This is a genomic window from Pimelobacter sp. 30-1 (assembly GCF_018831735.1).
Classification (GTDB): Bacteria; Actinomycetota; Actinomycetes; order Propionibacteriales; family Nocardioidaceae; genus Nocardioides.
Map to the genome: position 1 here is coordinate 179,110 of NZ_NHTS01000006.1, position 25,479 is coordinate 204,588.

Below are 25,479 nucleotides of genomic sequence, written 5' to 3' on the forward strand. Positions count from 1 at the left end.
CCTAACCTGCTCTGGTGACGACGACCACCCGCCCCGCCGAGTCGCGGCTGATCCGCCTGCTCCGCAGCAGCGCCGGCATCGCGATCGCGATCGCGGCGATGAACGTCGGCACCTACGCCTTCCAGATCGTCTCGGCCCGCCTGCTCGGCCCCGGCCAGTACGGCGCCGTGGCCGGCATGATGGCCCTGCTCATGGTGCTGTCGGTGGTCCAGCTGGGCCTGCAGGCCACCTGCGCCCGGCGGATCTCCGCCGACCCGCACGACGTCGCGGTGATCGAGGCGGCCGTGCTCAAGACGGCCTGGCGGGCGGCCTTCGTCGTGGGCGCGCTCGCCGTGGCCGCCTCGCCGCTGGTCTGGAAGGTGCTCCGCCTCGACGGGCTGCTGCCGGCGCTGCTGCTGGGGCTGACCGTGGTGCCGACGACGATCATGGGGGCCCAGGCCGGCGTCCTCCAGGGCGAGCGGCGCTGGCTGCCGCTGAGCCTGGTCTACCTCGGTGTCGGCATCCCGCGGGTGCTCATCGGCGCCGCCTTCCTCTTCGCCTGGCGCACCGAGACGAGCGCCATGCTCGGCGTCCTCATCGCCGCCTGGGTGCCCGTCGCGATCGGTTCCTGGGCGCTGGGCCGGCACCCCCGCCGCGAGGGCGGTGCCGCCGCCGAGCACACCATCCGCCGCGACGTCCTGCGCGAGACCGTCGGCAGCTCGGTGGCCCTGCTGGCCTTCGTCGCGCTGTCGAACCTCGACGTCGTCGTGGCCCGCAGCGGTCTCGGCGAGCACGACGCCGGCCTCTACGCCGGTGGCCTCATCGTCACCAAGGCGGTGCTCTTCCTGCCGCAGTTCGCGGTGGTGATCCTCTTCCCCTCGATGTCCACCGACGGCGAGAGCCGCGGGGCCGTGATCAAGGGCCTCGTCTTCCTCTCCGCCCTCGGCGCCGCGTGCATCGGCGCGACGTACGTGCTCTCCGACATCGCGCTGGTCTTCATCGGTGGCAAGGAGTACGCCGGCGTCCAGGACGACCTCTGGCTCTTCGCCGTGCTCGGCGCCCTGCTCGCCCTGCTCCAGCTGCTGGTCTACGCCGGCCTCGCCCGGCGCGGCGCGGCGACCAAGTACCTCGTCGCCGCGGGCGTCATCGCCCTGGTCGCCCTCGGCTCGCTCGCGACCAGCGTCATCGCCCTGGCCACCACGGTCGCCTGCGTCGACGCGGCGGTGCTGCTCGTCCTGGTCGTGCTGCAGATGGTGCGGCACCGTTCGGACGCCGAGGCCGCCCCGGCGCCCGTCGCCTGAGCCGGCCGCTCAGTCGCCCGGCGCGCAGGTCGTGTTGGCGTAGTCGAAGAAGGCGACCACGTCGGTCGCCTCGTCCTCGCTGATCCCGTAGACCTCGGCGAGACCCGCCGGGGTGGCCGCGGCCTGGTCGAGCGCGGCGACGTCGGCGTCGTCGACCTGCTTCACCTGCTCGACGAAGATCTCGTAGCCGGACCGGGCCGCGGCGGAGACGTCCGCGGGCGTCCCGGCGTCCTCGAGCGCCGCCGCCCGGTCGTGGAGCCCGTCGGCGGAGCCGCCGCTCCCCTCGGTCCAGGCGGCGCAGAAGTCCTCCGCGCTCGCGTCGTCGGGCGCACCGCCGCAGGCGGTGAGCGCCGCCGCGAGGGCGACGGCGAGCAGGGGCAGGGCGGTTCTCATCGGGGCCTCCTCCGAGCAGGGGTCACCCGGTCAGTGTGCCGCCTCGTGCCAGCTGCGGCCCGTGCCGACGGAGACGTCGAGCGGGACGGTCAGCTCGGCCGCGCCGGCCATCTGCTCGCGGACCAGTGCCTCGAGGGTCTCGGCCTCGCCGGCGGCGACCTCGAACACGAGCTCGTCGTGGACCTGGAGCAGCATCCGTGAGGTGAGCCCGGCCGCGCGCAGTGCGGCGTCGGTGCGGAGCATGGCGACCTTGATCAGGTCGGCGGCCGAGCCCTGGATGGGGGCGTTGAGGGCCATCCGCTCGGCGGACTCGCGGCGCATCCGGTTGTCGCTGGTCAGGTCGGGCAGGTAGCGGCGCCGGCCCATGATCGTCTCGGTGAAGCCGGTCCGGCGGGCCTCGTCGACGACGCCGCCGAGGTAGTCGCGGATGCCGCCGAAGGTCTCGAAGTAGTCGTCCATCAGGCCGCGGGCCTCGCCGGGCTCGATGCCGAGCTGCTGGGAGAGGCCGAAGGCGGACAGGCCGTAGGCGAGGCCGTAGTTCATCGCCTTGATCTTGGCCCGCATCTCGGGGGTGACCTCGTCGGGCGCGACGTCGAAGACCCGCGAGGCGGTCTCGGCGTGGAAGTCGCGACCGGAGCGGAAGGCCTCGATGAGGAGCTCGTCCTCGGAGAGGTGGGCCATGATCCGCATCTCGATCTGGCTGTAGTCCGCGGTCATGAGGGCGTCGTAGCCCGCGCCGACGACGAAGCTCTCGCGGATCCGGCGGCCCTCCTCGGTGCGGACCGGGATGTTCTGGAGGTTGGGCTCGGTGCTGGAGAGCCGGCCGGTGGCGGCGATCGTCTGGTGGAACGTCGTGTGGATGCGGCCGTCGGGCTGGACCGTCTTGAGCAGGCCCTCGATGGTCTGGCGCAGCCGGATGACCTCGCGGTGGCGCAGCAGGTGGAGCAGGAACGGGTGCTCGGTCTGGACGAACAGGCTCTGGAGCGCGTCGGCGTCGGTGGTGTAGCCGGTCTTGGTGCGCTTGGTCTTGGGCATGTTGAGCTCGTCGAAGAGCACGACCTGGAGCTGCTTGGGCGAGCCGAGGTTGATCTCCTTGCCGATCACGGCGTACGCCGCCTCGGCCTCCTTGCGCACCTCCTCGCCGAAGTGCGCCTCGAGTCCCTCGAGGTGGTCGGTGTCGACCGCGATGCCGGTCTGCTCCAGCCCGGCGAGCACGCCCACCAGCGGCATCTCGACGTCGGTGAGCAGCTGGCGCCCGCCGGCCTTCTCGACCTCGTCGGCCAGCTCGGCGGACAGGTCGAGCGCGGCGCGGGCCTGGACCATCGCGCTGCTGGCGACGCCGCCCTGGTCGCCGCCCTCGTCGAAGAGCAGCTCGCCCTGGTCGGGGTCGCCGTCGGCGGTGAGCTCGCGGTGCAGGTAGCGCAGGGTCAGGTCGGCCAGGTCGTAGGAGCGCTGGTCGGGCGCGACGAGGTAGGCGGCGAGGGCGGTGTCCTCGACCACGCCGGCCAGGGTCCAGCCCTGGGCGGCGAGCGCGAGCAGCGGGCCCTTGGCGTCGTGGAGCACCTTGGGCCGCTCCGGGTCGGCGAGCCAGGCGGCCACCGCGGTGTCGTCGGCCTGGCTCATCGCCTCGACGTCGACGTAGGCGGCGGTGCCGTCGGCGAGCGCGAACGCGAGCCCGCTCACCCGGCCGGTGCCGCTCCCCCACGAGCCACGCACGCTCAGGCCGACGCTCGCCGTACCGACCGCGTCGAGCCAGGCGGCCACGGCGTCGGGCGCGAGCGTCGTGCCGTCGAGCTCGACGCCGGCCTCGACCGGGAGGTCCTCGCCGGGGGCGACGACGTCCATGATCCGGGTGCGCAGCTCGCCGCGGAACTCCAGCTCGTCGAGCAGCTCGAGCGCCGCCGGGCGGTCCCACTCGGTCAGCGCGAGGTCGTCGATGGCGACGCCGAGGTCGAGGTCGCGCACCAGCGCGTTGAGCCGGCGGTTGCGGATGACGTCGCCGAGGTGCTCGCGGAACGCCTCGCCCTTCTTGCCGGTGATCTTGTCGGCCTGGGCGATCACGTTGTCGAGACCGTCGTAGGTGTTGATCCAGCGGGCGGCGAAGCCCGCGCCGACGCCGGGGACGCCGGGCAGGTTGTCGGAGGTCTCGCCGACGATCGCGGCGAGCTCGGGGTAGCGGTGCGGCGGGACGCCGTACTTCTCCTCGACGGCGGCGGGCGTCATCCGGGCCAGGTCGGACACGCCGCGCATCGGGTAGAGCACCGTCGAGCGCTCGGTGACGAGCTGGAGCGAGTCGCGATCACCGGTGAGGATGAGCACCTCGAGGCCGCTCGTCTCGTCGGCCAGCGCCTGGGTGACCAGCGTGGCGATGATGTCGTCGGCCTCATAGCCGGGGGCGGTGAGGTACCTGATGGAGAAGGTGTCGAGCATCCGCTGGATGAGCGGCAGCTGGCTGCTGAACTCGCCGGGGGTCTTGTTGCGCTTGGCCTTGTACTCGGAGTACTCCTCGAGCCGGAAGGTCTGGCGGGAGAGGTCGAAGGCGACCGCCACGTGAGTCGGCTGCTCGTCGCGCAGCACGTTGACGAGCATCGAGGTGAAGCCGTAGACCGCGTTGGTGTTCTGGCCCGTCGCGGTCGAGAAGTTCTCGACCGGAAGCGCGAAGAACGCGCGGTAGGCCAGGGAGTGGCCGTCGAGGAGCAGGAGGCGCGGCGGACGGTTCGGGTCGGTCACCCGGCGACTCTATCGAGGAGTACCGACAGCTCCGGCCACGACGGTGCTCGCTATCGTCGAGCCATGACCACCGCTGAGGAGATCGCCGAGTTCGCACGCGCCAACATGGGCGCTCTCAACGAGCGGATGGGCATCGAGCTCGTCGAGGTCGCCCCCGAGCGCGTGGTCGCGACGATGCCCGTCGAGGGCAACACCCAGCCCTACGGGCTGCTCCACGGCGGCGCCTCCGTCGTGCTGGCCGAGACGCTCGGCTCGGTCGCCGCGGCGCTCAACGCCGGCCCCGACCGGTTCGCGGTCGGCGTCGACATCAACGCCACCCACCACCGCTCCGCGACCAAGGGCACCGTCACCGGCGTCGCCACCCCGCTGCACCGCGGCCGGTCGATGGCGAGCTACGAGATCGTGATCAGCGACGAGGACGGCCGCCGGGTCTGCACCTCGCGGATCACCTGCGCGTTGCTGGCGCGCGACCCGAACCCCCAGGGCTGAGGCTCGCGGCTCAGGCCTGCTCGGGGTCGGGCAGGCCCAGCCGCTCGGCCCGGGTACGACGCAGCGAGCGGCGGGCGGCGAGCACCCGGTTCCGGGTGCCCTCGACGCCGGTCTGCTGGCGCTGCGGCGAGACCCGGCTGCGCAGCAGCGAGGTCGGCGCGATCCGGTACATCACGACAGGGGCCAGGCCCAGGCGGGCCATGAACCGGTTGGCCTCGCGCGAGCTGTTGGGCACCGCGGTGACCACGTGCAGGATGCCGTGCTCCTCGGCGAAGGCCGTCGCGGCCTCCATCAGCGCGTGCCCGGCGCCGTGGCGCCGGCAGCGGTCGAAGACCCGCGGCTGGATGGACTGGACGCAGGGCTCGAGGTTGAGCGGGGAGAGCGTGGTGATCCGGAGATAGACGGCGCCGGCGACCTGGCCGTCGTACTCGACGACGACGACGCGCTGCTCGGGCGACATCCCGGCGGCCTTGATCACCAGCTCGATGTCGGCGACCTGCTCGGAGCGGTCGGCACGTCGTACGGCGTCGCTCCAGAGCTCCGCCAGGGCAGGCGCGTCGTCACGCGTGGCCACGCGCGTCGTCAATGATGTACGCGTCATCGGATCGTGCCTCCCCTCCCGAGACTCATCCATCGGACCGCACCGGTGGGCCGGTCCGGGGCGCAACACTACGCTCACCGGCACGGCCGCGACAGCCCGATCCCCCAAGAAGGAGCAGGCCCGTGATCCCCGGCACCGGAACCGCCGTCAACGCCGCCGCCGTGCTGCTCGGCGCCGCCCTCGGACGCCTCGCGGGCGACCGGCTCCCCCAGCGCACGCGCGACCTGGTGACCGACGGCCTGGGCCTGGTCACGCTGCTCATCGCCGGTACGTCGGCGATGGCCGTGCTCGACCCCGACCTGTCAGCCGCCGTCGGCGACAGCGCGCCGCTGCTCATCGTGCTCGGCGCGGTCCTGCTCGGCGGGATCCTGGGCTCGCTGCTGCGCCTGGAGCAGCGGGTCGAGGGGCTCGGCGCGTGGCTGCAGGGCCGCTTGGCCGGCGAGACCGGCAGCGCGGAGCGGCAGCGCTTCGTCGAGGGCTTCGTCATCTCGTCGCTGATCTTCTGCACCGGGCCGCTGACGATCCTGGGCTCGCTCAACGACGGGCTCGGCAAGGGCGCCGACGAGCTCTACCTCAAGTCCGCCCTCGACGGCTTCGCCGCGATCGCGTTCGCTGCGGCGTTCGGCTGGGGCGTGGCCGCGAGCGTGCTCACCCTGGTCGCCGTCCAGGGCTCGCTCACCCTCGCCGGTCTCGCCCTCGGCGACGTCCTGCCCGAGGCCGAGCTCGCCGCCCTGACGGCGACCGGAGGGCTGCTGCTGGTCGGCGTCGCGCTGCGCCTGCTGGCGCTCAAGCCGGTCGCCGTCGCCGACCTCCTGCCCGCACTCGCGGTCGCGCCCCTGCTGACCGCGGCCGTCACCGCGCTGCGCTGAATCCGGCGCGACGCGCCGAAGCGGCGTACCGGGACCGAGGTCCTCGTGCAAGGGGGCCCGATAGGCCTACAGTGCCGCCATGCGACGTACTCGGATCCTCACCATCGGCGTGGCCTGCCTCGCCACCTTCGCCCTCGGCGCCTGCGGCTCCGAGGACAGCAAGTCCGCCAGCGGTGCGGACATCGTCACCAAGGGCACGCTCACCGTCTGCTCCGACGTGCCCTACCCGCCGTTCGAGGACTTCGACAAGTCCAGTCCCACCGGCTTCAAGGGCTTCGACGTCGACATCGTCTCCGAGGTCGCCAAGCGCCTCGACCTCAAGCTCAAGATCCAGGACTCCTCGTTCGACGCCCTCCAGAGCGGCCAGGCGCTCGCCGCCGGCCAGTGCGACCTCGCAGCGTCGGCCATGACCATCACCGACGACCGCAAGAAGAACCTCGACTTCTCCGACGGCTACTACGACTCCAAGCAGTCGCTCCTCGTGCCGGCCGACAGCAAGATCGCCGCGATCGGCGACCTCAAGGGCGTCAAGGTCGGTGTCCAGCAGGGCACCACGGGCAAGACCTACACCGAGGAGAACGCCAAGGACGCCGACATCATCACGTTCCCCAGCGACGCGGAGATGTTCCAGGCGATCAAGGCCGGCCAGGTCGAGGCGCTGCTCCAGGACCTGCCGGTCAACCTCGACCACACCCGGGACGGCAAGTTCAAGATCGTCGAGACCTACGACACCAGCGAGGAGTACGGCTTCGCCATGAAGAAGGGCAACAGCCAGCTCGTCAAGGACGTCGACGGCGCGCTCGAGGAGATGCGCAAGGACGGGACCTACGACACGATCTACGCCAAGTACTTCTCCACCGAGAACCAGCCGTAGTACGCACGGTCTTCACGAAGGGGGGGTGGGGTGACCCGTCGACAGCGCGCCGCGCTGATCCAGGTCCTGATGTACGTCCTGCTCGCGGCGGCCATCGTCACGCTGGCGGTGGTGGCTGACTGGACCAAGATCCACGAGAACTTCTGGAACGCCGACGGCATCTCGTGGGCCGACGGCAACTGGCAGGACCTGATCACCACCGGTCTGGTCAACACGGTGAAGTACACCGCGATCGCCTTCGGCGGCGGTCTGGCCCTCGGCCTGACGCTGGCGCTGATGCGGCTCTCGCCGGTGGCGCCCTACCGGTGGCTGGCCACGGCCTACATCGAGTTCTTCCGGGGACTGCCGGCGCTGGTCGTCATGATGTTCATGGCCTTCGGCCTGCCGATCGCCTTTGGCTGGACGCCGCCCGGTGGTCTGGTCGGAGCGGGCCTGATCGGCCTGATCCTGGTCGCCGGGGCCTACATGGCCGAGACCCTGCGGGCCGGCATCCAGGCCGTGCCCAAGGGCCAGACCGAGGCCGCCCGCTCGCTGGGGATGCGCACCGGAGCGACCACCTTCCGGGTGGTCCTCCCCCAGGCGTTCCGGATCGTCATCCCCCCGCTGACCAACGAGTTCGTGCTGCTCATCAAGGACACCGCGCTGCTGTTCCTGCTCGGTGCCGCGGCCAGCCAGCGCGAGCTCACCTCGGTGGCCAAGGACTTCCTGACCAGCGGTCCCTCGACCGGCACCGCGACCAGCCTGATCCAGGCGGCGATCCTCTACCTGGTCATCACGCTGCCGCTCACCCAGCTCGTCGCCTGGCTCGAGCGCCGGCAGAGGAAGGCGGTCCGATGACCGAGCAGACCTGGCCCACCAAGGCCTCCGAGCCCGGCGCCCCGGTCCCCGCGATCGAGGTGCGCGGCCTGCACAAGCACTACGGCAAGCACGAGGTGCTCCAGGGCATCGACTTCCAGGTCGACCCCGGCCAGGTGGTGTGCGTGATCGGCCCCTCGGGCTCGGGCAAGTCGACGCTGCTGCGCTGCGTCAACCGGCTCGAGGAGCCCACCTCCGGCGAGATCCTCATCGAGGGCATCGACATCTGCGACCGCCGCGTCGACCTCGACGACATCCGCTCCCGGATCGGCATGGTGTTCCAGCAGTTCAACCTGTTCCCCCACCTGTCGGTGCTCAAGAACCTGACCCTCGCCCAGCGCAACGTCCGGCGCCGCAGCAAGGACGAGGCGGTCGAGATCGCCCGCCAGAACCTCGCCAAGGTCGGTCTGTCCGAGAAGGCCTCCGCCTACCCGGCGCACCTCTCCGGCGGCCAGCAGCAGCGCGTCGCCATCGCCCGGGCCCTGTCGATGAACCCCGACATGATGCTCTTCGACGAGCCCACCAGCGCCCTCGACCCCGAGCTCGTCGGCGACGTCCTCGCGGTGATGAAGGACCTCGCCCAGGAGGGCATGACGATGATGGTCGTCACCCACGAGATGGGCTTCGCCCGCGAGGTCGGCGACCACCTGGTCTTCATGGACGGCGGCGTCGTCGTCGAGGAGGGCCGGCCCGCCGACGTCCTGGGCAACCCCCAGCACGAGCGCACGCAGTCGTTCCTGTCCAAGGTGCTCTAGCGGCACTCAGGCGAACGCACGACGAAGGGCCCCGGCGCTGTGCCGGGGCCCTTCGTGTGTACGCCGTACCGCGCGCCTAGACGTCACCGCCCAGGTAGGCGGCCTTGACCGCCGGGTCGACCGCGAGCTCGGCACCGGTGCCGGAACGCTTGATCTCGCCGGTCTCCAGCACGTGCGCGTCGTGCGAGCGCTTGAGCGCCTGGGCGGCGTTCTGCTCGACGAGGAGCACGGTCGTGCCCTGCTCGTTGATCTCGGTGACGATCGTGAAGATCTGCTGGATCAGCTTGGGCGCCAGGCCCATCGACGGCTCGTCGAGCAGCAGCAGCCGCGGACGGGACATCAGCGCCCGCCCGATCGCCAGCATCTGCTGCTCACCGCCCGACATCGTCCCCGAGATCTGGTCGATCCGCTCGGCGAGCCGCGGGAACAGGGTGAGCACCCGGTCGATGTCCTCGCGGTAGGCCGCGGACTTGCGGTCGCGCCGGGTGAACGCCCCCATCTCCAGGTTCTCCCGGACGGTCATGCCGACGAAGCACCGCCGGCCCTCCGGGGACTGCCCGATCCCGAGCTTGACCCGGTCGTACGGCGGGACGTCGTTGATGTCCTTCCCGTCGAACCTGACCGTGCCGGCGCGGACCTTGCGCAGGCCGGAGATCGTCTTCAGCGTGGTGGTCTTCCCGGCCCCGTTGGCACCGATCAACGTGGTGACCGTGCCCTCGGGGACGGAGAAGCTGATGTCACGGATGGCCTCGATGTGTCCGTAGTTCACACACAGGCCCTCGACCTCAAGAAGCATCTTCCTCGTCCACTCCCAGGTAGGCGGCGATCACCGCGGGGTTGTCACGGATCTCGGCGGGACTTCCCTCGGCGATCTTGCTGCCGAACTCCAGCACGACGATCCGGTCGGTCACTCCCATGACGAGCTTCATGTCGTGCTCGATGAGGAGCACGGTGTAGCCCCGGTCGCGGACCTTGCGGATGAGGTTCATCAGCTCGACCTTCTCGGCCGGGTTGAAGCCGGCCGCGGGCTCGTCGAGGCAGATGAGCTTGGGGTTGGTGGCCATCGCGCGGGCGATCTCGAGCCGCCGCTGGTCGCCGTACGAGAGGTTGGCGGCGAGCTCGTCGGCCTTGCGGTGGATGCCCATGAAGCGCAGCAGCTCCATCGCCCGGTCGTGCCCCTCGCGCTCCTCGCGCCGGTGCTTGGGCAACCGGAACAACGCGGTGAGCATGCCCGTGCTGTGCTGCGCATCAGCACCGACCAGCACGTTCTCCAGGGCCGTCATCGTCGGGAACAGCCGGATGTTCTGGAACGTGCGCGCGATCCCCCGCTGGGTGATCTTGTGCTTCTTGAGCCCGACGATCGAGCCCCCTTGGAAGAGGATCCCTCCCGACGTGGGCCGGTAGACGCCGGTGACGGCGTTGAAGCACGTCGTCTTGCCGGCGCCGTTGGGCCCGATCAGGCCGAGGATCTCGCCCTCGTTGATGTGGAAGCTGACGTCGTCCAGCGCGGTCAGGCCGCCGAACTTCAAGGTGAGGTTCTGGACCTCGAGAATGGCCTCAGGCACGAGCGGTCTCCTCTCCTCCGGCGCCCTCTTCGAGCTCGTCGAGCTCCTGCTCCAGCTGTTTGGCCCGCACCGTACGACGTGGCGGCAGCAGACCCTGCGGCCGCAAGGTCGCGAGCAGCACGAGCGCCAGGCCGAAGGCCAGGACCCGGAACTCCTCGAACCCGCGGAAGCGCTCGGGCAGGTAGGCCACCAGGAAGGCGCCGACCAGCACGCCCCAACGGTTGCCCTGTCCACCCACGACGACCGCGGCGAGGTAGAGGATCGAGAAGAGCAGCAGGAAGGACTGCGGGTTGATGAAGCTCTGCTGGCTCGCGAACAACCCGCCGGCCAGACCACCGACGAAGGCGCCGGTGGCGAAGGCGAGCAGCTTGAACTTGAACGTCGGAACGCCCATCAGCTCGGCGGCGTCCTCGTCCTCACGGGTCGCCTCCCAGGCCCGGCCGACCCGGCTGTTCTTGATCAGCCGGTCCGCGATCAGCACCACGATGACCGCCGTGAGGCCCATCCAGTAGAAGGGCACCGCGTCGGCGTAGCCGAAGATCAGGAACTTGGTCGTGTCCTTGGTGTCGACGAGCACCGTGCCGTTGCCCCAGAAGAGGTGCGGCAGCTCGAACAGGCCGGTCTCCTCGTTGCCGATGTTGGGCGGCCGGCCGATGTTGTTGATGCCCTTGGACGCGCCCAGCCACTCGGTGTTGAGGACGACGAGGCGGATGATCTCGCCGAACCCGAGGGTCACGATGGCGAGGTAGTCACCACGCACCCGCAGGGTCGGGGCACCCAGGATGATGCCCGAGACCATCGCGGCCACCACGCCCACCGGGATGGCCAGCAGCAGCGGCCAGCTCGCGTGGAAGGACGTCAGGATCGCCACCGTGTAGGCACCGATCGCGTAGAAGCCGACATAGCCCAGGTCGAGCAGGCCGGCGTACCCGACGACGATGTTGAGGCCCAGCGCCACCAGGCAGTAGATGCTGACGGTGAAGAGCACGCTCGCGAAGTCCGAGTCCGGCGTCGACAGGATCGGCGGCTCGAGCAGCGGCAGCGCGTAGGCGAGCAGGGCCAGCAGGACCCAGACGAGGATCTTGACCGGCTTCGGGAGCGAGGTCACCTTGGCCTTCAGACCGGTGTTCATGCGCGCGCCTTTCCGAGCGACTCGCCCAAGAGGCCGGTGGGCCGGACGAGAAGGATCAACACCAGGAGCACGAACGCGATGACGTCACGCCACTCGCTGCCCAGGAGCGCCTGGCCCCAGTTCTCCGCGACGCCGAGCACGAGGCCGCCCAGGAGCGCGCCCCGCAGGTTGCCGATGCCGCCGAGGACCGCCGCCGTGAACGCCTTGACGCCGAGCAGGAAGCCGACCTGGTAGTTGGTCGCGTCGAGCTTGAGCATGTAGAGGAAGGCCGCCACACCGGCCATCAGGCCACCGATGAGGAACGTGTACTGGATGGTCCGGGTCGGGTTGACGCCCATGAGCGCCGCCGTCTCGGGGTCCTGGGCCGTGGCCCGGATGCCCTTGCCGAGCCGGGACCGGCGGACGAACTGGTCCAGGAGGATCATCATGCCGATGGCGGCGACGATCACGATCACGTCGATGCTGGAGATCGAGACCCCACCCACGTCGAAGCGCGGCTTCTCGATCGCACCGGCCATGCTGTTGTTGATCTTGGCCTTGCGGACGTACTCGGACAGGTTGTCCTCGAGGCCCACCCAGCCCGCGATCCGGTCGCGCAGGCCCATCAGCTCGGCCAGGACGAAGGACGCACCGATCGCCGAGATCAGGGCGATGAGCCGGGGCGCGTCCCGCTTGATGAGCGGCCGGTAGGCCACTCGCTCGAGCGCGAGCGCGATCAGGGCCGACATCGCCATCGCCGCGAGCAGCGCGGCGATGAGGATCGCGATCACCTGGACCCCGTCGGCGTCCGCCGCCCCGAGGGCCATGACCACCCACAGGGTCGCGAACGTGCCGTACATGAAGACTTCGGAGTGCGCGAAGTTGATGAGCTGCAGAACGCCGTAAACCATCGTGTAGCCGAGCGCGATCAGCGCGTAGATGGCACCAAATGCGAGCCCGGTGATGGTGAGCTCGGGAAGGTTGCTGAAGAAGAAGTCGAAGTTCAAGGCTTGTTGCCCCCAGTTCTGGACAAGGACGCGGCCGGGAACTGCGTCCCCGGCCGCGTCTTTGTCATGTCGGACGAATCAGCGCTCGATCACTTGATCTCGCCCTCGGGGACGATGGCGCCGTCCTTGACCGTGTACGCGTACACGTGCACGTCGGCCGGCTCGCCCTTGTCGTCGAACTTCAGCTGCTTGGTGATGCCCTTCTTGTCGTAGTCGTTGACGAACTTGAGCATGTCCGCGCGGGTGTCGATGCCGTCACCGATGCCGTCGAGGAAGATGTTCGCGGCGTCGTACGACTCGGCGGCGTAGGTGCCCGGCGCCTCGCCGAACTCCGCCTCGTAGTCCTTGGCGAACTGCGCCACGGCCGGGTCGGTGTCCGGGATGCAGGGGCAGGTGATGATGGTGCCCTCGGCAGCGGCCTTCGCGTCGAGGAAGGCCGGGTCCTTCACACCGTCGGCCACGACGAACGTGCCGTCCCAACCGCCGTCGCGCAGCTGACCGATGAGCAGCGTCGCCTCGGCGTAGTAGCCACCGAAGAAGACGGCGTCCGGCTTCGCCGAGGTCACCTTGGTGACCGTGGCCGAGAAGTCGGTCTGCTTCTGCTGGATGGTGTCGGTGCCCTTGACCGCGTCGCCGAGGTCCTTCTCGACGATGCCGGCCAGGCCGGCGCCGTACTCGGAGGCGTCGTCGATCACGAAGACCGAGGAGGCCTTGAGCGTGTCCTTGATGTAGCGCGCAGCGGCCGGACCCTGCGTCGCGTCGTTGCCGAGCGCCCGGTGGAAGGTGTCCCAGCCGTTGTCGGCGAGCGTCGGGTTGGTCGCCGACGGCGTGATCGTCGGCACGCCCACGTCGGCGAAGATCGGGCCGGCAGCGGCGGACTCACCCGAGAAGGCGGGACCCACCACACCGATGATGCTCTCGTCTCCGGCCACGTCGCGCGCCAGACCCGGCGCGGCGTCCGGGCTGCCCTGCGAGTCGTACTTCACCAGCTCGACCTTGCAGTCGGCGTCGGCGTTGTACTGGTCGACCGCGAGCTTGGCGCCCTGGATGATCGGCTTTCCGAGGCCGGCGGCGTCGCCGGTCTCGGGGCCGAAGAAGGCGAGCTTCAGGTCGCAGGCCGCGTCGCTGCCGCCGCCCTTGCCGTCCTCCTTGGTCGTCCCACAAGCCGTCATGGCCAACCCGAGAGCCAGCGCTGCAGCGCCGATGCCGAATACCTTGTTTCGCCTCAAGACAGTCCCGCTTCCTAGTCGAGCCGACGGGCAGCCGCGGGCTGCCCCCAGAGTTGTTCTGCCGCGGGAACCTACACCGGCGGCACCGCCCGTTGGAAGCAACAAGGTGGTCCAGATCACAAATCATGACGAATCTGTTACCTGAGCGACGCGAACATAGGATGATTTGCGGCGCGACGTCACCCCGACGCAACGTGATGTCAGCCGGGGCGGAGAGGGCCGGAGATCCGGCCGGAGGGGGTCAGCCCTGGGCGCTCTGCCCGGGCACGCCGTGGGTCACCACGCCCTCGGCGACCTCGCGCATCGACATGCGCAGGTCCATCGCGGTCTTCTGGATCCAGCGGAACGCCTCGGACTCGCTCAGGGACAGCTCCTCCTGGAGGATCCCCTTGGCCCGGTCGACGGCCTTGCGGGTGGCCAGGCGCTCCTTGAGGTCGGTGACCTCGCTCTCGAGCTGGACGATCTCGGCGAACCGGCTCAGCGCCATCTCGATGGCGGGCACGAGGTCGCTCTGCGAGAACGGCTTGACCAGGTACGACATCGCGCCGGCCTCGCGGGCCCGCTCGACCAGGTCGCGCTGGGAGAACGCCGTCAGCATCACGACCGGGGCGATGCGCCGGCTGGCGATGGCCTCGGCGGCGGCGATGCCGTCGAGGACCGGCATCTTGACGTCGAGGATGACCAGGTCGGGGCGCAGCTCCTCGGCCAGCTCGATGGCCCGCTGGCCGTCACCGGCCTGGCCGACGACGTCGTAGCCCTCCTCGACGAGCATCTCGGCGAGGTCCATCCGGATGAGGGTCTCGTCCTCGGCGATCACCACGGTGCGGGGCGTCGGCTGCGCGGTCGGGGCGGTCTCGGCGCTCTCGGTCACGGCGTCAGGTTATCGGGCCGGGCGGTGTGGGGCGCACGGTGCGTCTCGGCTACGGTTGCCCGCGGCGCTTTCCGCCCCGGTAGCCCAACGGCAGAGGCAGTGGTCTCAAACACCATCCAGTGTGGGTTCGAATCCCACCCGGGGCACGCGAGCAGGTCGCTCAGCCCCGCCGCCGGTACGCCGGCGCGACCTCATTGATGGCGTCGCCCATCCGGTGCACCCGCAGCGCGTTGGTCGAGCCGGGGATCCCCGGCGGGCTGCCGGCGATGATGACGACGCGGTCGCCCTCCTTGACCCGGCCGATCTTGAGCAGCTCCTCGTCGACCTGGCGGACCATCTCGTCGGTGTGCTCGACGGGCAGGGTCTTGAAGGCCTCGACGCCCCAGCTGACGGCGAGCTGGGAGCGCACCCGGGCCTCGGGGGTGAAGGCGAGGACGGGGATGGGGCTGCGCAGCCGGGCGATGCGGCGCGCGGAGTCGCCGGACTGGGTGAAGGCGACGACGTACTTGGCGCCGACGCGCTGGGCGACCTCCTCGGCGGCCTTGGTGATGACGCCGGAGGTGGTGTGGGGGTCCCACTCGATGCGGCCGAAGCGGCTGAAGGTGTCGTCGACGAGGGCGTGGGCCTCGGTGGCGGAGATGATCCGGGCCATCGTCTCGACGGTGTGGACCGGGTGCTCGCCGACGCTGGTCTCGCCGGAGAGCATGACGGCGTCGGCGCCGTCGAGGACGGCGTTGGCGACGTCGCTGGCCTCGGCGCGGGTGGGCGCGGGGTTGGCGACCATCGACTCGAGCATCTGGGTGGCCACGATGACGGGCTTGGCGTTGCGGCGGGCGGCGACGATGACCTTCTTCTGCAAGAAGGGCACCTCCTCGAGGGGGCACTCGACGCCGAGGTCGCCGCGGGCGACCATGAACGCGTCGAACGCCGCGACGACCTCGTCGAGGTTCTCGATGGCCTGGGGCTTCTCGATCTTGGCGATGACGGGGAGCATGACGCCCTCCTCGCGCATGATCACCCGCACGTCCTCGGCGTCGGCGGCGTTGCGCACGAAGCTGAGGGCGATGAAGTCGACGCCGAGGCGCAGCGCGAAGCGCAGGTCGGCGGTGTCCTTGTCGGAGAGCGCGGGCACGGAGACGGCCACGCCGGGCAGGTTGATGCCCTTGTGGTTGCTCACCTTGCCGCCGACGAGCACCTCGGTGACCACGTCGGTGTCGGTGACCTCGACGACGCGCAGGCGGACCTTGCCGTCGTCGATGAGGATCGGGTCGCCGGGGGCGACGTCGCCCGGCAGCCCCTTGTACGTCGTCCCGCTGATCTCGTCGTTGCCGTCGACGTCGCGGGTGGTGATCGTCCAGCGCCGACCGCGGGTCAGCGTGGCCGGGCCGGCCGAGAAGGTCTCGAGCCGGATCTTGGGGCCCTGGAGGTCGGCGAGCACGCCGACCCCGCGACCGGCGGCGTCGGAGGCCTCGCGCACGAGGCGGTAGGCCTCGGCGTGCTGCTCGTGGGTGCCGTGGCTCATGTTGAGGCGAGCGAGGTCCATGCCGGCATAGACCAACTCACGGATCCGACGCTCCGAGCTGGTGGCCGGACCCAGGGTGCACACGATCTTTGCTCTTCGCACGATCCAACCCTATCGGTGACACGTCCGCCGAAAACGCCGCATCGGCGCAAACTCCGGATGAAGCCTGCGCCGATGCGGGGTTGCGGTGCTCGGTCGGTGACCTGGGTCTCAGACCACCAGCGGACGCGCGGTCGGCGGGATGGGCGCGGGCAGCTGGGTGCTGCCGGTCAGGTAGGTGTCCACCGCGGCGGCGGCGGCCCGTCCCTCGGCGATCGCCCACACGATCAGCGACTGGCCGCGGCCCGCGTCGCCGGCGGTGAAGACGCCCTCGACGTTGGTCGCGTAGTCGTTGTCGCGCTTGATGTTGCCGCGCTCGTCCAGGTCGAGGCCGAGCTGCTCGACCACGCCGGGCTGCTCGGGACCGACGAAGCCCATCGCGAACAGGACCAGCTCGGCCGGGATCTCCCGCTCGGTGCCCTCGTGCTCGACGAGCTTGCCGCCCTCGAAGGCGACCTCGACCAGCCGCAGCGCGCGGACGTTGCCGTCGTCGTCGCCGAGGAACTCCTTGGTCGAGACGGCGTAGACCCGCTCGCCGCCCTCCTCGTGGGCCGAGGAGACCCGGTAGATCATCGGGTACGTCGGCCACGGCTGCCCGTTCGGACGGTCCTCGGTCGGCTGGGGCATGATCTCCAGCTGCGTGATCGAGGCCGCGCCCTGGCGGATCGAGGTGCCGAGGCAGTCGGCGCCGGTGTCACCGCCACCGATGATGACGACGTGCTTGCCGTCGGCGCGGATCTGGCCCTCGACCTCCTCGCCGAGCGCCACCCGGTTGGCCTGCGGCAGGAAGTCCATCGCCTGGTGGATGCCGTTGAGCTCGCGCCCGGGCACCGGCAGGTCGCGCGGCACGGTCGAGCCGATGGCGAGCACCACCGCGTCGTAGCGGTCCTTGAGGGCCTGGCCGTTGAGCTTGCCCTCGCCGACGGTGACGCCGGAGCGGAAGACGGTCCCCTCGCGGCGCATCTGCTCCAGACGCCGCTCGAGGTGCTTCTTCTCCATCTTGAACTCGGGGATGCCGTAGCGCAGCAGGCCACCGGGCTGGTCGGCCCGCTCGTAGACCGCGACCGTGTGACCGGCGCGGGTGAGCTGCTGGGCGGCGGCCAGGCCGGCCGGACCGGAGCCGACGACGGCCACGGTCTTGCCGGTCAGCCACTCCGGCGGCTGCGGCCGCACGAAGCCCGAGTCGTAGGCCTTGTCGATGATCGAGACCTCGATGTTCTTGATCGTCACCGCGGGCTGGTTGATCCCCAGCACGCAGGCGGTCTCGCACGGGGCCGGGCAGAGGCGACCGGTGAACTCCGGGAAGTTGTTGGTCGCGTGCAGGCGCTCGATCGCGCCCTCCCAGTCGTCACGCCAGACCAGGTCGTTCCACTCCGGGATGATGTTGCCCAGCGGGCAGCCCTGGTGGCAGAACGGGATGCCGCAGTCCATGCAGCGGCTGGCCTGGACGTTGATGATCGGGAGCAGCGCGCGGCCGATCCCTCCCGGGTAGACCTCGTCCCAGTCGCCCACCCGCTCCTCGACCGGACGACGTCCGGCGACCTCGCGGGTGTTCTTCAGGAATCCCTTCGGGTCAGCCATCCTGCGCTCCCTTCTTCACGGCCTGACGACCTTCGCGGGAGAAGCCATTGTCGCTTCGGACGTCAGCCATGAAGGACCTCCATCACCTTGTTGGCGGCAGCCTCGGCGTCGAGGCCGTCGGCCTCCGCCTGGGCCTGGACCGCCAGGACCTTCGCGTAGTCGCGCGGCATGACCTCGGTGAACCGCGGCAGTGCGGCCTCCCAGTCGGCCAGCAGCTCCTCGGCGACCTCGGAACCGGTCTCCTCGAAGTGCTTGCGCACGATGCTCTCGAGCTCGGCGGCGTAGTCGGCGCTGACCGGACGGAGGTCGACGAGCTCGCCGTTGACCCGGAAGTCCTTGAGGTCGAGCACCCACGCGATGCCACCGGACATACCGGCCGCGAAGTTGCGGCCGGTCTTGCCGAGGACGACGACGCGTCCGCCGGTCATGTACTCGCAGCCGTGGTCGCCGACACCCTCGGTGACGACGGTCGCGCCGGAGTTGCGCACGCAGCACCGCTCCCCCACGCCGCCGCGGATGAAGATCTCACCCGAGGTCGCGCCGTAGGCGATGGTGTTGCCGGCGATGATGTGCTCGTCGGCGCGGAACGTCGCCGCCCGGTCGGGGCGGATCGCGATCCGGCCGCCGGACAGGCCCTTGCCGACGTAGTCGTTGGCATCGCCCTCGAGCCGCAGCGTGACGCCCCGGGGCACGAAGGCGCCGAGGGACTGACCCGCGGAGCCGACGAACGTCAGGTCGATCGTGCCGTCGGGCAGGCCCGCACCACCGTGCTTCTTGGTGACGTGGTGGCCCAGGATCGTGCCGACGGTGCGGTTGACGTTGCGGATGGCCAGCTGGGCCCGGACCGGCTCGCCGGTCTCGATCGCCGAGGCCGCGAGCGGCAGGATCTCGGTGACGTCGAGCGACTTGTCCAGGCCGTGGTCCTGGGTGCCGGTGTTGCGCACGTCCTGGTCGGGGAAGTGCGTGCCCGCGATGTCGACCTGGTGCAGGATCGGCGCCAGGTCGAGACCCTTGGCCTTCCAGTGGCCGACGGCCTCGACGGTGTCGAGCGCCTGGACCTGGCCCACGGCCTCCTCGATCGAGCGGAAACCGAGCTCGGCGAGCAGCTCGCGGACCTCCTCGGCGATGAACTCGAAGAAGTTTACGACGTACTCGGCCTTGCCGCTGAACCGCGAGCGCAGGGCCGGGTTCTGCGTGGCCACGCCCACCGGGCAGGTGTCGAGGTGGCAGACCCGCATCAGGATGCAGCCCGAGACCACCAGCGGAGCCGTGGCGAAGCCGAACTCCTCGGCACCGAGCAGCGCGGCGATGACGACGTCGCGGCCGGTCTTGAGCTGACCGTCGGTCTGGACGACGATCCGGTCGCGCAGGCCGTTGAGCAGCAGGGTCTGCTGGGTCTCGGCCAGGCCGAGCTCCCAGGGACCGCCGGCGTGCTTGAGCGAGGTCAGCGGGGACGCGCCCGTGCCACCGTCGTGACCCGACACCAGGACGACGTCCGCGTGGGCCTTGGAGACACCCGCGGCGACCGTGCCGACACCGACCTCGGAGACCAGCTTCACGTGGACGCGGGCCGACGGGTTGGCGTTCTTGAGGTCGTGGATCAGCTGAGCCAGGTCCTCGATCGAGTAGATGTCGTGGTGCGGCGGCGGGCTGATCAGGCCCACGCCCGGCGTGGAGTGCCGGGTCTTGGCCACCCAGGGGTAGACCTTGTTGCCGGGCAGCTGGCCGCCCTCACCGGGCTTGGCGCCCTGGGCCATCTTGATCTGGATGTCGTCGGCGTTGGTGAGGTACTCCGAGGTGACGCCGAAGCGACCCGAGGCGACCTGCTTGATCGAGCTGCGCCGCTCGGGGTCGTGGAGACGGTCGGCGTCCTCACCACCCTCACCGGTGTTGGACTTGGCGCCCAGCCGGTTCATGGCGATGGCCAGCGTCTCGTGCGCCTCGCGGGAGATCGAGCCGTAGGACATCGCGCCGGTGGAGAAGCGCTTGACGATCGCCGAGACCGGCTCGACCTCGTCGATGGAGATCGGCGCGCGGCCGAAGTCCCCGGCGTCCTTGAACCGGAACAGCCCGCGCAGCGTCATCAGCTTCTCGGACTGCTCGTCCACCGCCGCCGTGTACTGCTTGAAGATGTCGTAGCGACCGGTCCGCGTGGAGTGCTGGAGCCGGAACACCGTCTCGGGGTTGAACAGGTGCGGCTCGCCCTCGCGGCGCCACTGGTACTCGCCACCGATCTCGAGCTCGCGGTGCGCGGGCGCGATGCCGGCCGGCGGGTAGGCCTTGGCGTGCCGGGCGGCGACCTCCTGGGCGATGACGTCGAGCTCGATGCCGCCCAGCTTGGAGGTGGTGCCGGTGAAGTACTTGTCGACGACCGTCTGGGACAGACCGATGCACTCGAAGATCTGGGCGCCGGTGTAGGACGCCACGGTGCTGACACCGATCTTGGACATCACCTTCACCACGCCCTTGCCGAGCGCCTTGATCAGGTTCTTGACGGCCTGCTCGGGCTCGGCCTTGACGTAGTAGCCCTCGCGCGCCAGGTCCTCGACGGTCTCCATGGCGAGGTACGGGTTGACCGCCGCCGCGCCGTAACCGACGAGGAGCGCCACGTGGTGCACCTCGCGGACGTCGCCGGCCTCGATGAGGAGGCCGACCTGGGTGCGGGTCTTCTCGCGTACCAGGTGGTGGTGGACCGCGCCGGTCAGCAGCAGCGACGGGATCGGCGCGAGGTCGGCCGTCGAGTGCCGGTCGGAGAGCACGATGATGCGCGCACCGTCGGCGATCGCGGCCGAGACCTCGGCGCAGATCTCGTCGATGCGGGCCGCCATCGCGGCGCCGCCGCCGTGGACGTCGTACAGGCCGCGGGAGACGTGGGTGATGAAGCCCGGGTGGTCGCCCTCGCGGTTGATGTGGCGGATCTTGGCCAGGTCGTCGTTGTCGATGACCGGGAACGGCAGCACGATCTGGCGACACGAGGCCGGGGTCGGCTCGAGCAGGTTGGACTCCGGTCCGATGGAGCCGTAGAGCGAGGTGACGAGCTCCTCGCGGATGGCGTCCAGCGGCGGGTTGGTGACCTGGGCGAAGAGCTGGCTGAAGTAGTCGAACAGCAGCCGCGGCTTCTCGCTCAGCGCCGCGATGGGCGTGTCGGTGCCCATCGAGCCGAGCGCCTCGCCGCCGGTGTTGGCCATCGGCGTGAGGATGACCCGCAGCTCCTCCTCGGTGTAGCCGAAGATCTGCTGGCGGCGGGTGACCGAGGCGTGCGTGTGCACGATGTGCTCACGGTCCTCGATGTCGTCGAGCTGGATCAGGCCGCCGTGGAGCCACTCGCCGTAGGGGTTCTCGGCGGCGAGCTGGTCCTTGACCTCCTCGTCCTCGATGATCCGGTGCTCCTCGGTGTCGACCAGGAACATCCGGCCCGGCTGGAGGCGGCCCTTGCGGACGACCGTGGCCGGGTCGAGGTCGAGCACGCCGACCTCGGAGGCGAGGACGACGAGACCGTCCTCGGTGACCCAGTAGCGGGCCGGGCGCAGGCCGTTGCGGTCGAGGACCGCGCCGATCTGGGTGCCGTCGGTGAAGACGACGCACGCCGGACCGTCCCAGGGCTCCATCATCGTGGAGTGGAAGCGGTAGAAGTCGCGCCGCAGCGCGGGCATCTCGGCGTGGTTCTCCCACGCCTCGGGGATCATCATCAGCACCGCGTGGGGCAGGCTGCGCCCGCCCATGTGCAGCAGCTCGAGGACCTCGTCGAAGGACGCCGAGTCGGACGCGCCCGGGGTGCAGATCGGGAACAGCCGGTCGAGGTCGCCGGGGATCGCGTCGGAGGCGAGCAGCGCCTCGCGCGCCCGCATCCAGTTGCGGTTGCCCATGACCGTGTTGATCTCGCCGTTGTGGGCGATGAACCGGAACGGGTGGGACAGCGGCCAGCTCGGGAACGTGTTCGTCGAGAACCGCGAGTGGACCACGCCGATGGCCGAGGCCATCCGCTCGTCGACCAGGTCGGGGTAGAAGTTGTCGAGCTGGTCGGTGGTCAGCATGCCCTTGTAGGCCAGCGTGCGCGAGGAGAGCGACGGGAAGTACACGTCGGTCTCGCGCTCGGCGCGCTTGCGCAGGCAGAACGCCAGGCGCTCCAGGTCCATCCCGGTGACCGGCTCGGCGCCGAACGGGTTGGCCCGGACGAAGACCTGGCTGAACGTCGGCATGACGCTGCGGGCCATCGTGCCCAGGATGTCCGGCGTGACCGGGACCTCGCGCCAGCCGAGGACCGTGAGGCCCTCCTCGGCGGCGATCTCCTCGATCCGGCCGCGGGTCTTGGCGACCTGCTCCTCGTCGCCGGGCAGGAACGCCGTACCGACGGCGTAGGTCCCGGCGGCGGGCAGGGTCAGCCCCGCCTCCGCCGTGACCGCGCGCAGGAAGGCGTCGGGCACCTGCAGGAGGATTCCGGCACCATCGCCGGAGTTGGGCTCGGCCCCCGCGGCACCGCGGTGGTCCAGGTTGCGGAGGGCCGTCAGGGCCTTCACCACGATGTCGTGGCTGGCCTCACCGGTCAGGGTCGCAACGAAGGCGACGCCACAGGCGTCGTGCTCGTGTCGCGGGTCGTAGAGACCCTCCGGCGGCGGGAACGCGTGCGAAGAGGGCACAGGGGTTCTCCCGTCGACTACGTCTGCCACGTCGTCGCCACCCGGAGGTGAGCGAGTCGGTGCAACAGAAGGTGGGGCGCAAGGGACGGCACTGGCCCACGCGGCGGAGCTCTCAGGTTACCACCGCGTCAACGCTGTGTGTTCAATCGTCGTCCCTCATGGACGCATCTTCTGTCACATCCCGCACCAGGCCCGAAGAATCATCGGCGGACCGGCCTTGGCTCAGCCGAATCGCCCGTTGACGTAGTCGGCGGTGCGCGGGTCCTGCGGGTCGTCGAAGATCACCGAGGTGGGCCCCTGCTCCACGATCACGCCCGGCGTGCCGTGGGCGGCCAGGAAGAAGGCGCAGCGGTCGGAGACCCGCGCCGCCTGCTGCATGTTGTGGGTGACGATCACGATCGTCACCTGGCTCCCGATCTCGCGGATCGTCTCCTCCACGACCCGCGTCGAGGTCGGGTCGAGGGCCGAGCAGGGCTCGTCCATCAGCAGCACGCGCGGGCGGACCGCGAGCGAGCGGGCGATGCACAGCCGCTGCTGCTGGCCGCCGGAGAGCGCCGAGCCGGGCTGGCGGAGCCGGTCGCGGACCTCGAGCCACAGCCCGGCCCGGGTCAGCGACTCCTCGACCAGGTCCTCGCGCTCGGACTTGCGCAGCCGCGAGCCGACCAGGCTCAGCCCGGCGAGCACGTTGTCCTGGATCGACATGGCCGGGAACGGGTTCGGCTTCTGGAAGACCATGCCGATCGCGCGGCGCGCGTCGGTCAGGCGCCGGTCGGGGTCGTAGATGTCCTCGCCGTCGAGGCGCACCTCCCCCGCCAGCGCCGCGCCGGGGACCAGCTCGTGCATCCGGTTGAGGATCCGCAGGAAGGTCGACTTGCCGCAGCCGGAAGGGCCGATGAGCGCGGTCACCTGCCCGGAGGGGATGTCGATCGAGACCCGGTCGAGGACCTTGCGCTGGCCGAACCACGCCGAGACGGCGTCCGCCTCCAGCCGGCCCGGACGTGCCTGCGCGCCGGGCGGTCCCGGAGGGGGCGGCGGGGGCGGCAGGTCCTCGCGGACGGCCGGGATGACGAGCGTGGAATCGGACACGGTGGCTCTCCTTCGTACGGGGCGCCGGCGCCGGGGAGCGGCCGCTCCCCGGCACCGGCGGGGTGCTGCGCTGCTACTTCACGACCAGCTTGTAGCCGGGGCTGGTGCTCGTGGCGACCTTGGCGTTGCCGCTGAAGACGACCTTGATCTTGTGGGTCCCCTTCTTGCGCTTGGGCAGCGTGATGGTGAGCTTGCCGCCGTTGGCGGCGGCGAGCGTGACCTTCTTGATCGCCTTGCTGCCGTCGTAGACGGTGAAGCTGCCGGTCAGCGCGGCGGCCGGGACGCCGGGGGCGGTCACCTGGGCGGTGATCTTGGGCGCCTTGGTCTTCTTGATCTTCGCCGCGGCGAGCTTGCCCTTGGTCGTCGACGTCGCGGCGACGACCTTGATGCTGCGGCTGCCCTGGCTGGGCTGTGCGGCGGCGGTGCCGCCGAAGGCGACGGTGAGCGCGTGCGTGCCGGGCGCGAGCACGAGGCCCCCGACCGGGATGTCGATCACGCCGTCGGCGTCGAGCGCCTTGGTGGCCAGCACCGTCGCGCCCTTCTTGACCGTGACGGTGCCGCCCGCGGCGGTGACGCCGGTGACGGTCGCACGCACCGTGAACGCCTTCCCGTACGACGACGTGGCCGGCGCCGTGGCCGACGTCTGGGTCGCGACCGGTCCCCCGGCCTCGGGCCCCGCGACGATGCTCCAGTCGTTGCCGGTGACCTTGACGAACGCCGAGGCGTAGCGGTCCGCCACGCCCTTGGTCGCCGAGCTCGTGCGCAGGCGCAGCTCGTAGACGGCGACGAAGGTCCCCTGCCCCGCCGCCGCGAAGCTCGCAGTGAGGTCGGCGAGGCCGTAGCCGCCGGCGGTGCGGACGTAGGGTCGCCCGACCAGCGGCGCGGGCGCGGTGACCGCGCCGGCGCCGGTGTAGCGGTCGGTGCCGGTGGCCTGGACGCCCGGCCACGCGCCGGCCGCGCTGCCCGACTGGGCGGCGTGGACGAACAGCGAGGCGTGGGTGTCGTCGGCGCGCACGGCACTGTCGGCGGCCGCGAACGCGGGCAGGCCGCCGGTGACGGTGCCCGAGGTGACCGGGGCGCCGGCGCCGTCGTACAGGTGGAGGGCGACGTCGCTGCGCGCCGGGTCGTCGACGCCGGCCTGGCCGGCGCTGTACCAGGCCAGGGTGGTCGGATCGCCGGTGAAGGTCGGCGCCGCGACGGCGAGGCCGCCGACGCCGGAGGCGGCCAGCGCCAGGGCGATGACGGCGCTCCACCTCTTCGTGTGGTTGGTCTTCATGCTTGTCTCCTAGGTCTGTGCTGACCCGTCGGGGTCAGGAACCACCGGTCGTGACGGCCTCGGCGGCGTCCCGGCACGACGCGTGCCCGCCCCGGACCAGCTCCCACGTGTCGCCGTCGACCTTGATGTCGGCGGTGTCGTAGTGGTCGGGCACGGTGCCGAGCGCTGGCGTGCCGAGCACGAGCCGCAGCTGGACGTAGCCGTCGAAGCCGGCCGGGAAGGCGGTGACGAAGTCACCGAGGGACCACGCCTGGTCGGTCACCGCGGCCGCGGGCCGCGCCGGGTCGGCGTACGGCGTCGCGGCGGTGATCGCCGTCCCGCTGAACTCGGCCGGCGAGACCCCCTCGCGGGGCTGGTAGGCGTAGAGCGTCGCCACCGCACCGGTCGGGTCGGCGCCGTCGGGCAGCGCGCTCTCCCCCAGCACGAACCCGGCGAACGGGCGGTCAGCGGTCTTGCCGCCGGACACCGCCTCGCCGCGTGCGGAGCAGAGGGTGAGCGCGCCGGTCGACGCCGGGTCGGCGTACGGCGCCTCGGGCTGGGCGGTGAGCCGCCAGACGAGGACGCCGGCGACGACGGCCAGGGCGACGGCGAGCACGCCGAGGCCGAGCCGGGCCCGCGAGCGGGGCAGGGTGATCGTGGCCATGACAGT

Annotated in this window: 21 protein-coding genes and 1 tRNA gene; 7 read left to right on the plus strand and 15 right to left on the minus strand. The window is 70.7% G+C overall.

From position 1 onward, the window contains the following. Positions 1-14: 14 nt before the first annotated feature. A complete protein-coding gene (locus CCO04_RS15770) occupies positions 15-1,280 on the plus strand; it encodes an oligosaccharide flippase family protein (protein ID WP_257750566.1) in 1,266 nt (421 codons plus the stop codon). A 9-nt stretch (positions 1,281-1,289) separates the two neighbouring features. Here CCO04_RS15770 and CCO04_RS15775 read toward each other — a convergent pair whose 3' ends face one another. Together CCO04_RS15775 and polA are read right to left on the minus strand one after the other, a co-directional pair. Next, a complete protein-coding gene (locus tag CCO04_RS15775) occupies positions 1,290-1,673 on the minus strand; it encodes a hypothetical protein (protein WP_215815093.1) in 384 nt (127 codons plus the stop codon). Between the two features lie 30 nt (positions 1,674-1,703). Then, positions 1,704-4,403, minus strand: coding sequence for a DNA polymerase I (polA, locus tag CCO04_RS15780; protein ID WP_215815094.1), 2,700 nt, complete (start codon positions 4,401-4,403; stop codon positions 1,704-1,706). Between the two features lie 63 nt (positions 4,404-4,466). Between polA and CCO04_RS15785 the strand changes: the two genes are divergently transcribed. Beyond that, the gene (locus tag CCO04_RS15785) at positions 4,467-4,892 is read left to right on the plus strand and encodes a PaaI family thioesterase (RefSeq protein WP_215815095.1); all 426 of its coding nucleotides are present in this window, start codon (positions 4,467-4,469) and stop codon (positions 4,890-4,892) included. Between the two features lie 10 nt (positions 4,893-4,902). Here CCO04_RS15785 and CCO04_RS15790 read toward each other — a convergent pair whose 3' ends face one another. Then, positions 4,903-5,466 carry a GNAT family N-acetyltransferase gene (locus CCO04_RS15790; RefSeq protein WP_215815096.1) on the minus strand — a complete coding sequence of 188 codons (564 nt, stop codon included), beginning with the start codon at positions 5,464-5,466 and terminating at the stop codon, positions 4,903-4,905. A gap of 149 nt (positions 5,467-5,615) precedes the next feature. Between CCO04_RS15790 and CCO04_RS15795 the strand changes: the two genes are divergently transcribed. From CCO04_RS15795 to CCO04_RS15810, 4 genes are all read left to right on the plus strand, one after another. Next, positions 5,616-6,362, plus strand: coding sequence for a DUF554 domain-containing protein (locus tag CCO04_RS15795; RefSeq protein ID WP_215815097.1), 747 nt, complete (start codon positions 5,616-5,618; stop codon positions 6,360-6,362). Positions 6,363-6,441: 79 nt separating this feature from the next. Continuing rightward, positions 6,442-7,236 (plus strand): ABC transporter substrate-binding protein, encoded by a 795-nt coding sequence (locus tag CCO04_RS15800; protein ID WP_215815098.1) that lies wholly within the window; start codon positions 6,442-6,444, stop codon positions 7,234-7,236. Positions 7,237-7,266: 30 nt separating this feature from the next. Beyond that, positions 7,267-8,073: an amino acid ABC transporter permease gene (locus CCO04_RS15805; protein ID WP_308281260.1), complete on the plus strand. Its 807-nt coding sequence runs from the start codon at positions 7,267-7,269 to the stop codon at positions 8,071-8,073. After that, the gene (locus CCO04_RS15810) at positions 8,070-8,846 is read left to right on the plus strand and encodes an amino acid ABC transporter ATP-binding protein (protein ID WP_215815099.1); all 777 of its coding nucleotides are present in this window, start codon (positions 8,070-8,072) and stop codon (positions 8,844-8,846) included. The genes CCO04_RS15805 and CCO04_RS15810 overlap by 4 nt, the downstream gene beginning before the upstream one ends. A 76-nt stretch (positions 8,847-8,922) precedes the next feature. Here CCO04_RS15810 and CCO04_RS15815 read toward each other — a convergent pair whose 3' ends face one another. The 6 genes from CCO04_RS15815 to CCO04_RS15840 form a co-directional block, all read right to left on the minus strand. Further along, positions 8,923-9,642, minus strand: coding sequence for an ABC transporter ATP-binding protein (locus tag CCO04_RS15815; protein ID WP_215815100.1), 720 nt, complete (start codon positions 9,640-9,642; stop codon positions 8,923-8,925). Then, positions 9,632-10,411, minus strand: coding sequence for an ABC transporter ATP-binding protein (locus tag CCO04_RS15820; protein ID WP_215815101.1), 780 nt, complete (start codon positions 10,409-10,411; stop codon positions 9,632-9,634). Before CCO04_RS15820 ends, CCO04_RS15815 begins: the two co-directional genes overlap by 11 nt. Continuing rightward, a complete protein-coding gene (locus tag CCO04_RS15825) occupies positions 10,404-11,543 on the minus strand; it encodes a branched-chain amino acid ABC transporter permease (protein WP_215815102.1) in 1,140 nt (379 codons plus the stop codon). The genes CCO04_RS15820 and CCO04_RS15825 overlap by 8 nt, the downstream gene beginning before the upstream one ends. Beyond that, a complete protein-coding gene (locus CCO04_RS15830; RefSeq protein ID WP_215815103.1) occupies positions 11,540-12,529 on the minus strand; it encodes a branched-chain amino acid ABC transporter permease in 990 nt (329 codons plus the stop codon). Before CCO04_RS15830 ends, CCO04_RS15825 begins: the two co-directional genes overlap by 4 nt. An 89-nt stretch (positions 12,530-12,618) precedes the next feature. Continuing rightward, positions 12,619-13,701, minus strand: coding sequence for a branched-chain amino acid ABC transporter substrate-binding protein (locus tag CCO04_RS15835; RefSeq protein WP_215815104.1), 1,083 nt, complete (start codon positions 13,699-13,701; stop codon positions 12,619-12,621). Between the two features lie 298 nt (positions 13,702-13,999). After that, positions 14,000-14,629, minus strand: a complete 630-nt coding sequence (locus CCO04_RS15840; RefSeq protein WP_215815105.1) for an ANTAR domain-containing response regulator — start codon at positions 14,627-14,629, stop codon at positions 14,000-14,002. Between the two features lie 73 nt (positions 14,630-14,702). On the opposite strand from CCO04_RS15840, the gene CCO04_RS15845 reads away from it, so the two are divergent. Next, positions 14,703-14,775: transfer RNA gene (locus tag CCO04_RS15845), tRNA-Leu, on the plus strand. A gap of 14 nt (positions 14,776-14,789) precedes the next feature. On the opposite strand, the gene pyk is transcribed toward CCO04_RS15845, so the two are convergent. The 6 genes from pyk to CCO04_RS15875 form a co-directional block, all read right to left on the minus strand. Beyond that, on the minus strand, positions 14,790-16,253 hold the full coding sequence (gene pyk, locus CCO04_RS15850; RefSeq protein ID WP_215815106.1) for a pyruvate kinase: 1,464 nt from the start codon (positions 16,251-16,253) through the stop codon (positions 14,790-14,792). A gap of 108 nt (positions 16,254-16,361) precedes the next feature. Then, on the minus strand, positions 16,362-17,831 hold the full coding sequence (locus tag CCO04_RS15855; RefSeq protein ID WP_215815107.1) for a glutamate synthase subunit beta: 1,470 nt from the start codon (positions 17,829-17,831) through the stop codon (positions 16,362-16,364). Positions 17,832-17,893: 62 nt separating this feature from the next. After that, positions 17,894-22,468, minus strand: a complete 4,575-nt coding sequence (gltB, locus tag CCO04_RS15860) for a glutamate synthase large subunit (RefSeq protein WP_215815108.1) — start codon at positions 22,466-22,468, stop codon at positions 17,894-17,896. 222 nt (positions 22,469-22,690) lie between these two features. Then, complete coding sequence (locus CCO04_RS15865; RefSeq protein WP_215815628.1) at positions 22,691-23,512, minus strand: phosphate ABC transporter ATP-binding protein; 822 nt, start codon at positions 23,510-23,512, stop codon at positions 22,691-22,693. Between the two features lie 115 nt (positions 23,513-23,627). After that, positions 23,628-24,830, minus strand: coding sequence for an Ig-like domain-containing protein (locus CCO04_RS15870; protein ID WP_215815109.1), 1,203 nt, complete (start codon positions 24,828-24,830; stop codon positions 23,628-23,630). A gap of 34 nt (positions 24,831-24,864) precedes the next feature. After that, positions 24,865-25,473: a hypothetical protein gene (locus CCO04_RS15875; RefSeq protein WP_215815110.1), complete on the minus strand. Its 609-nt coding sequence runs from the start codon at positions 25,471-25,473 to the stop codon at positions 24,865-24,867. Positions 25,474-25,479: the final 6 nt, after the last annotated feature.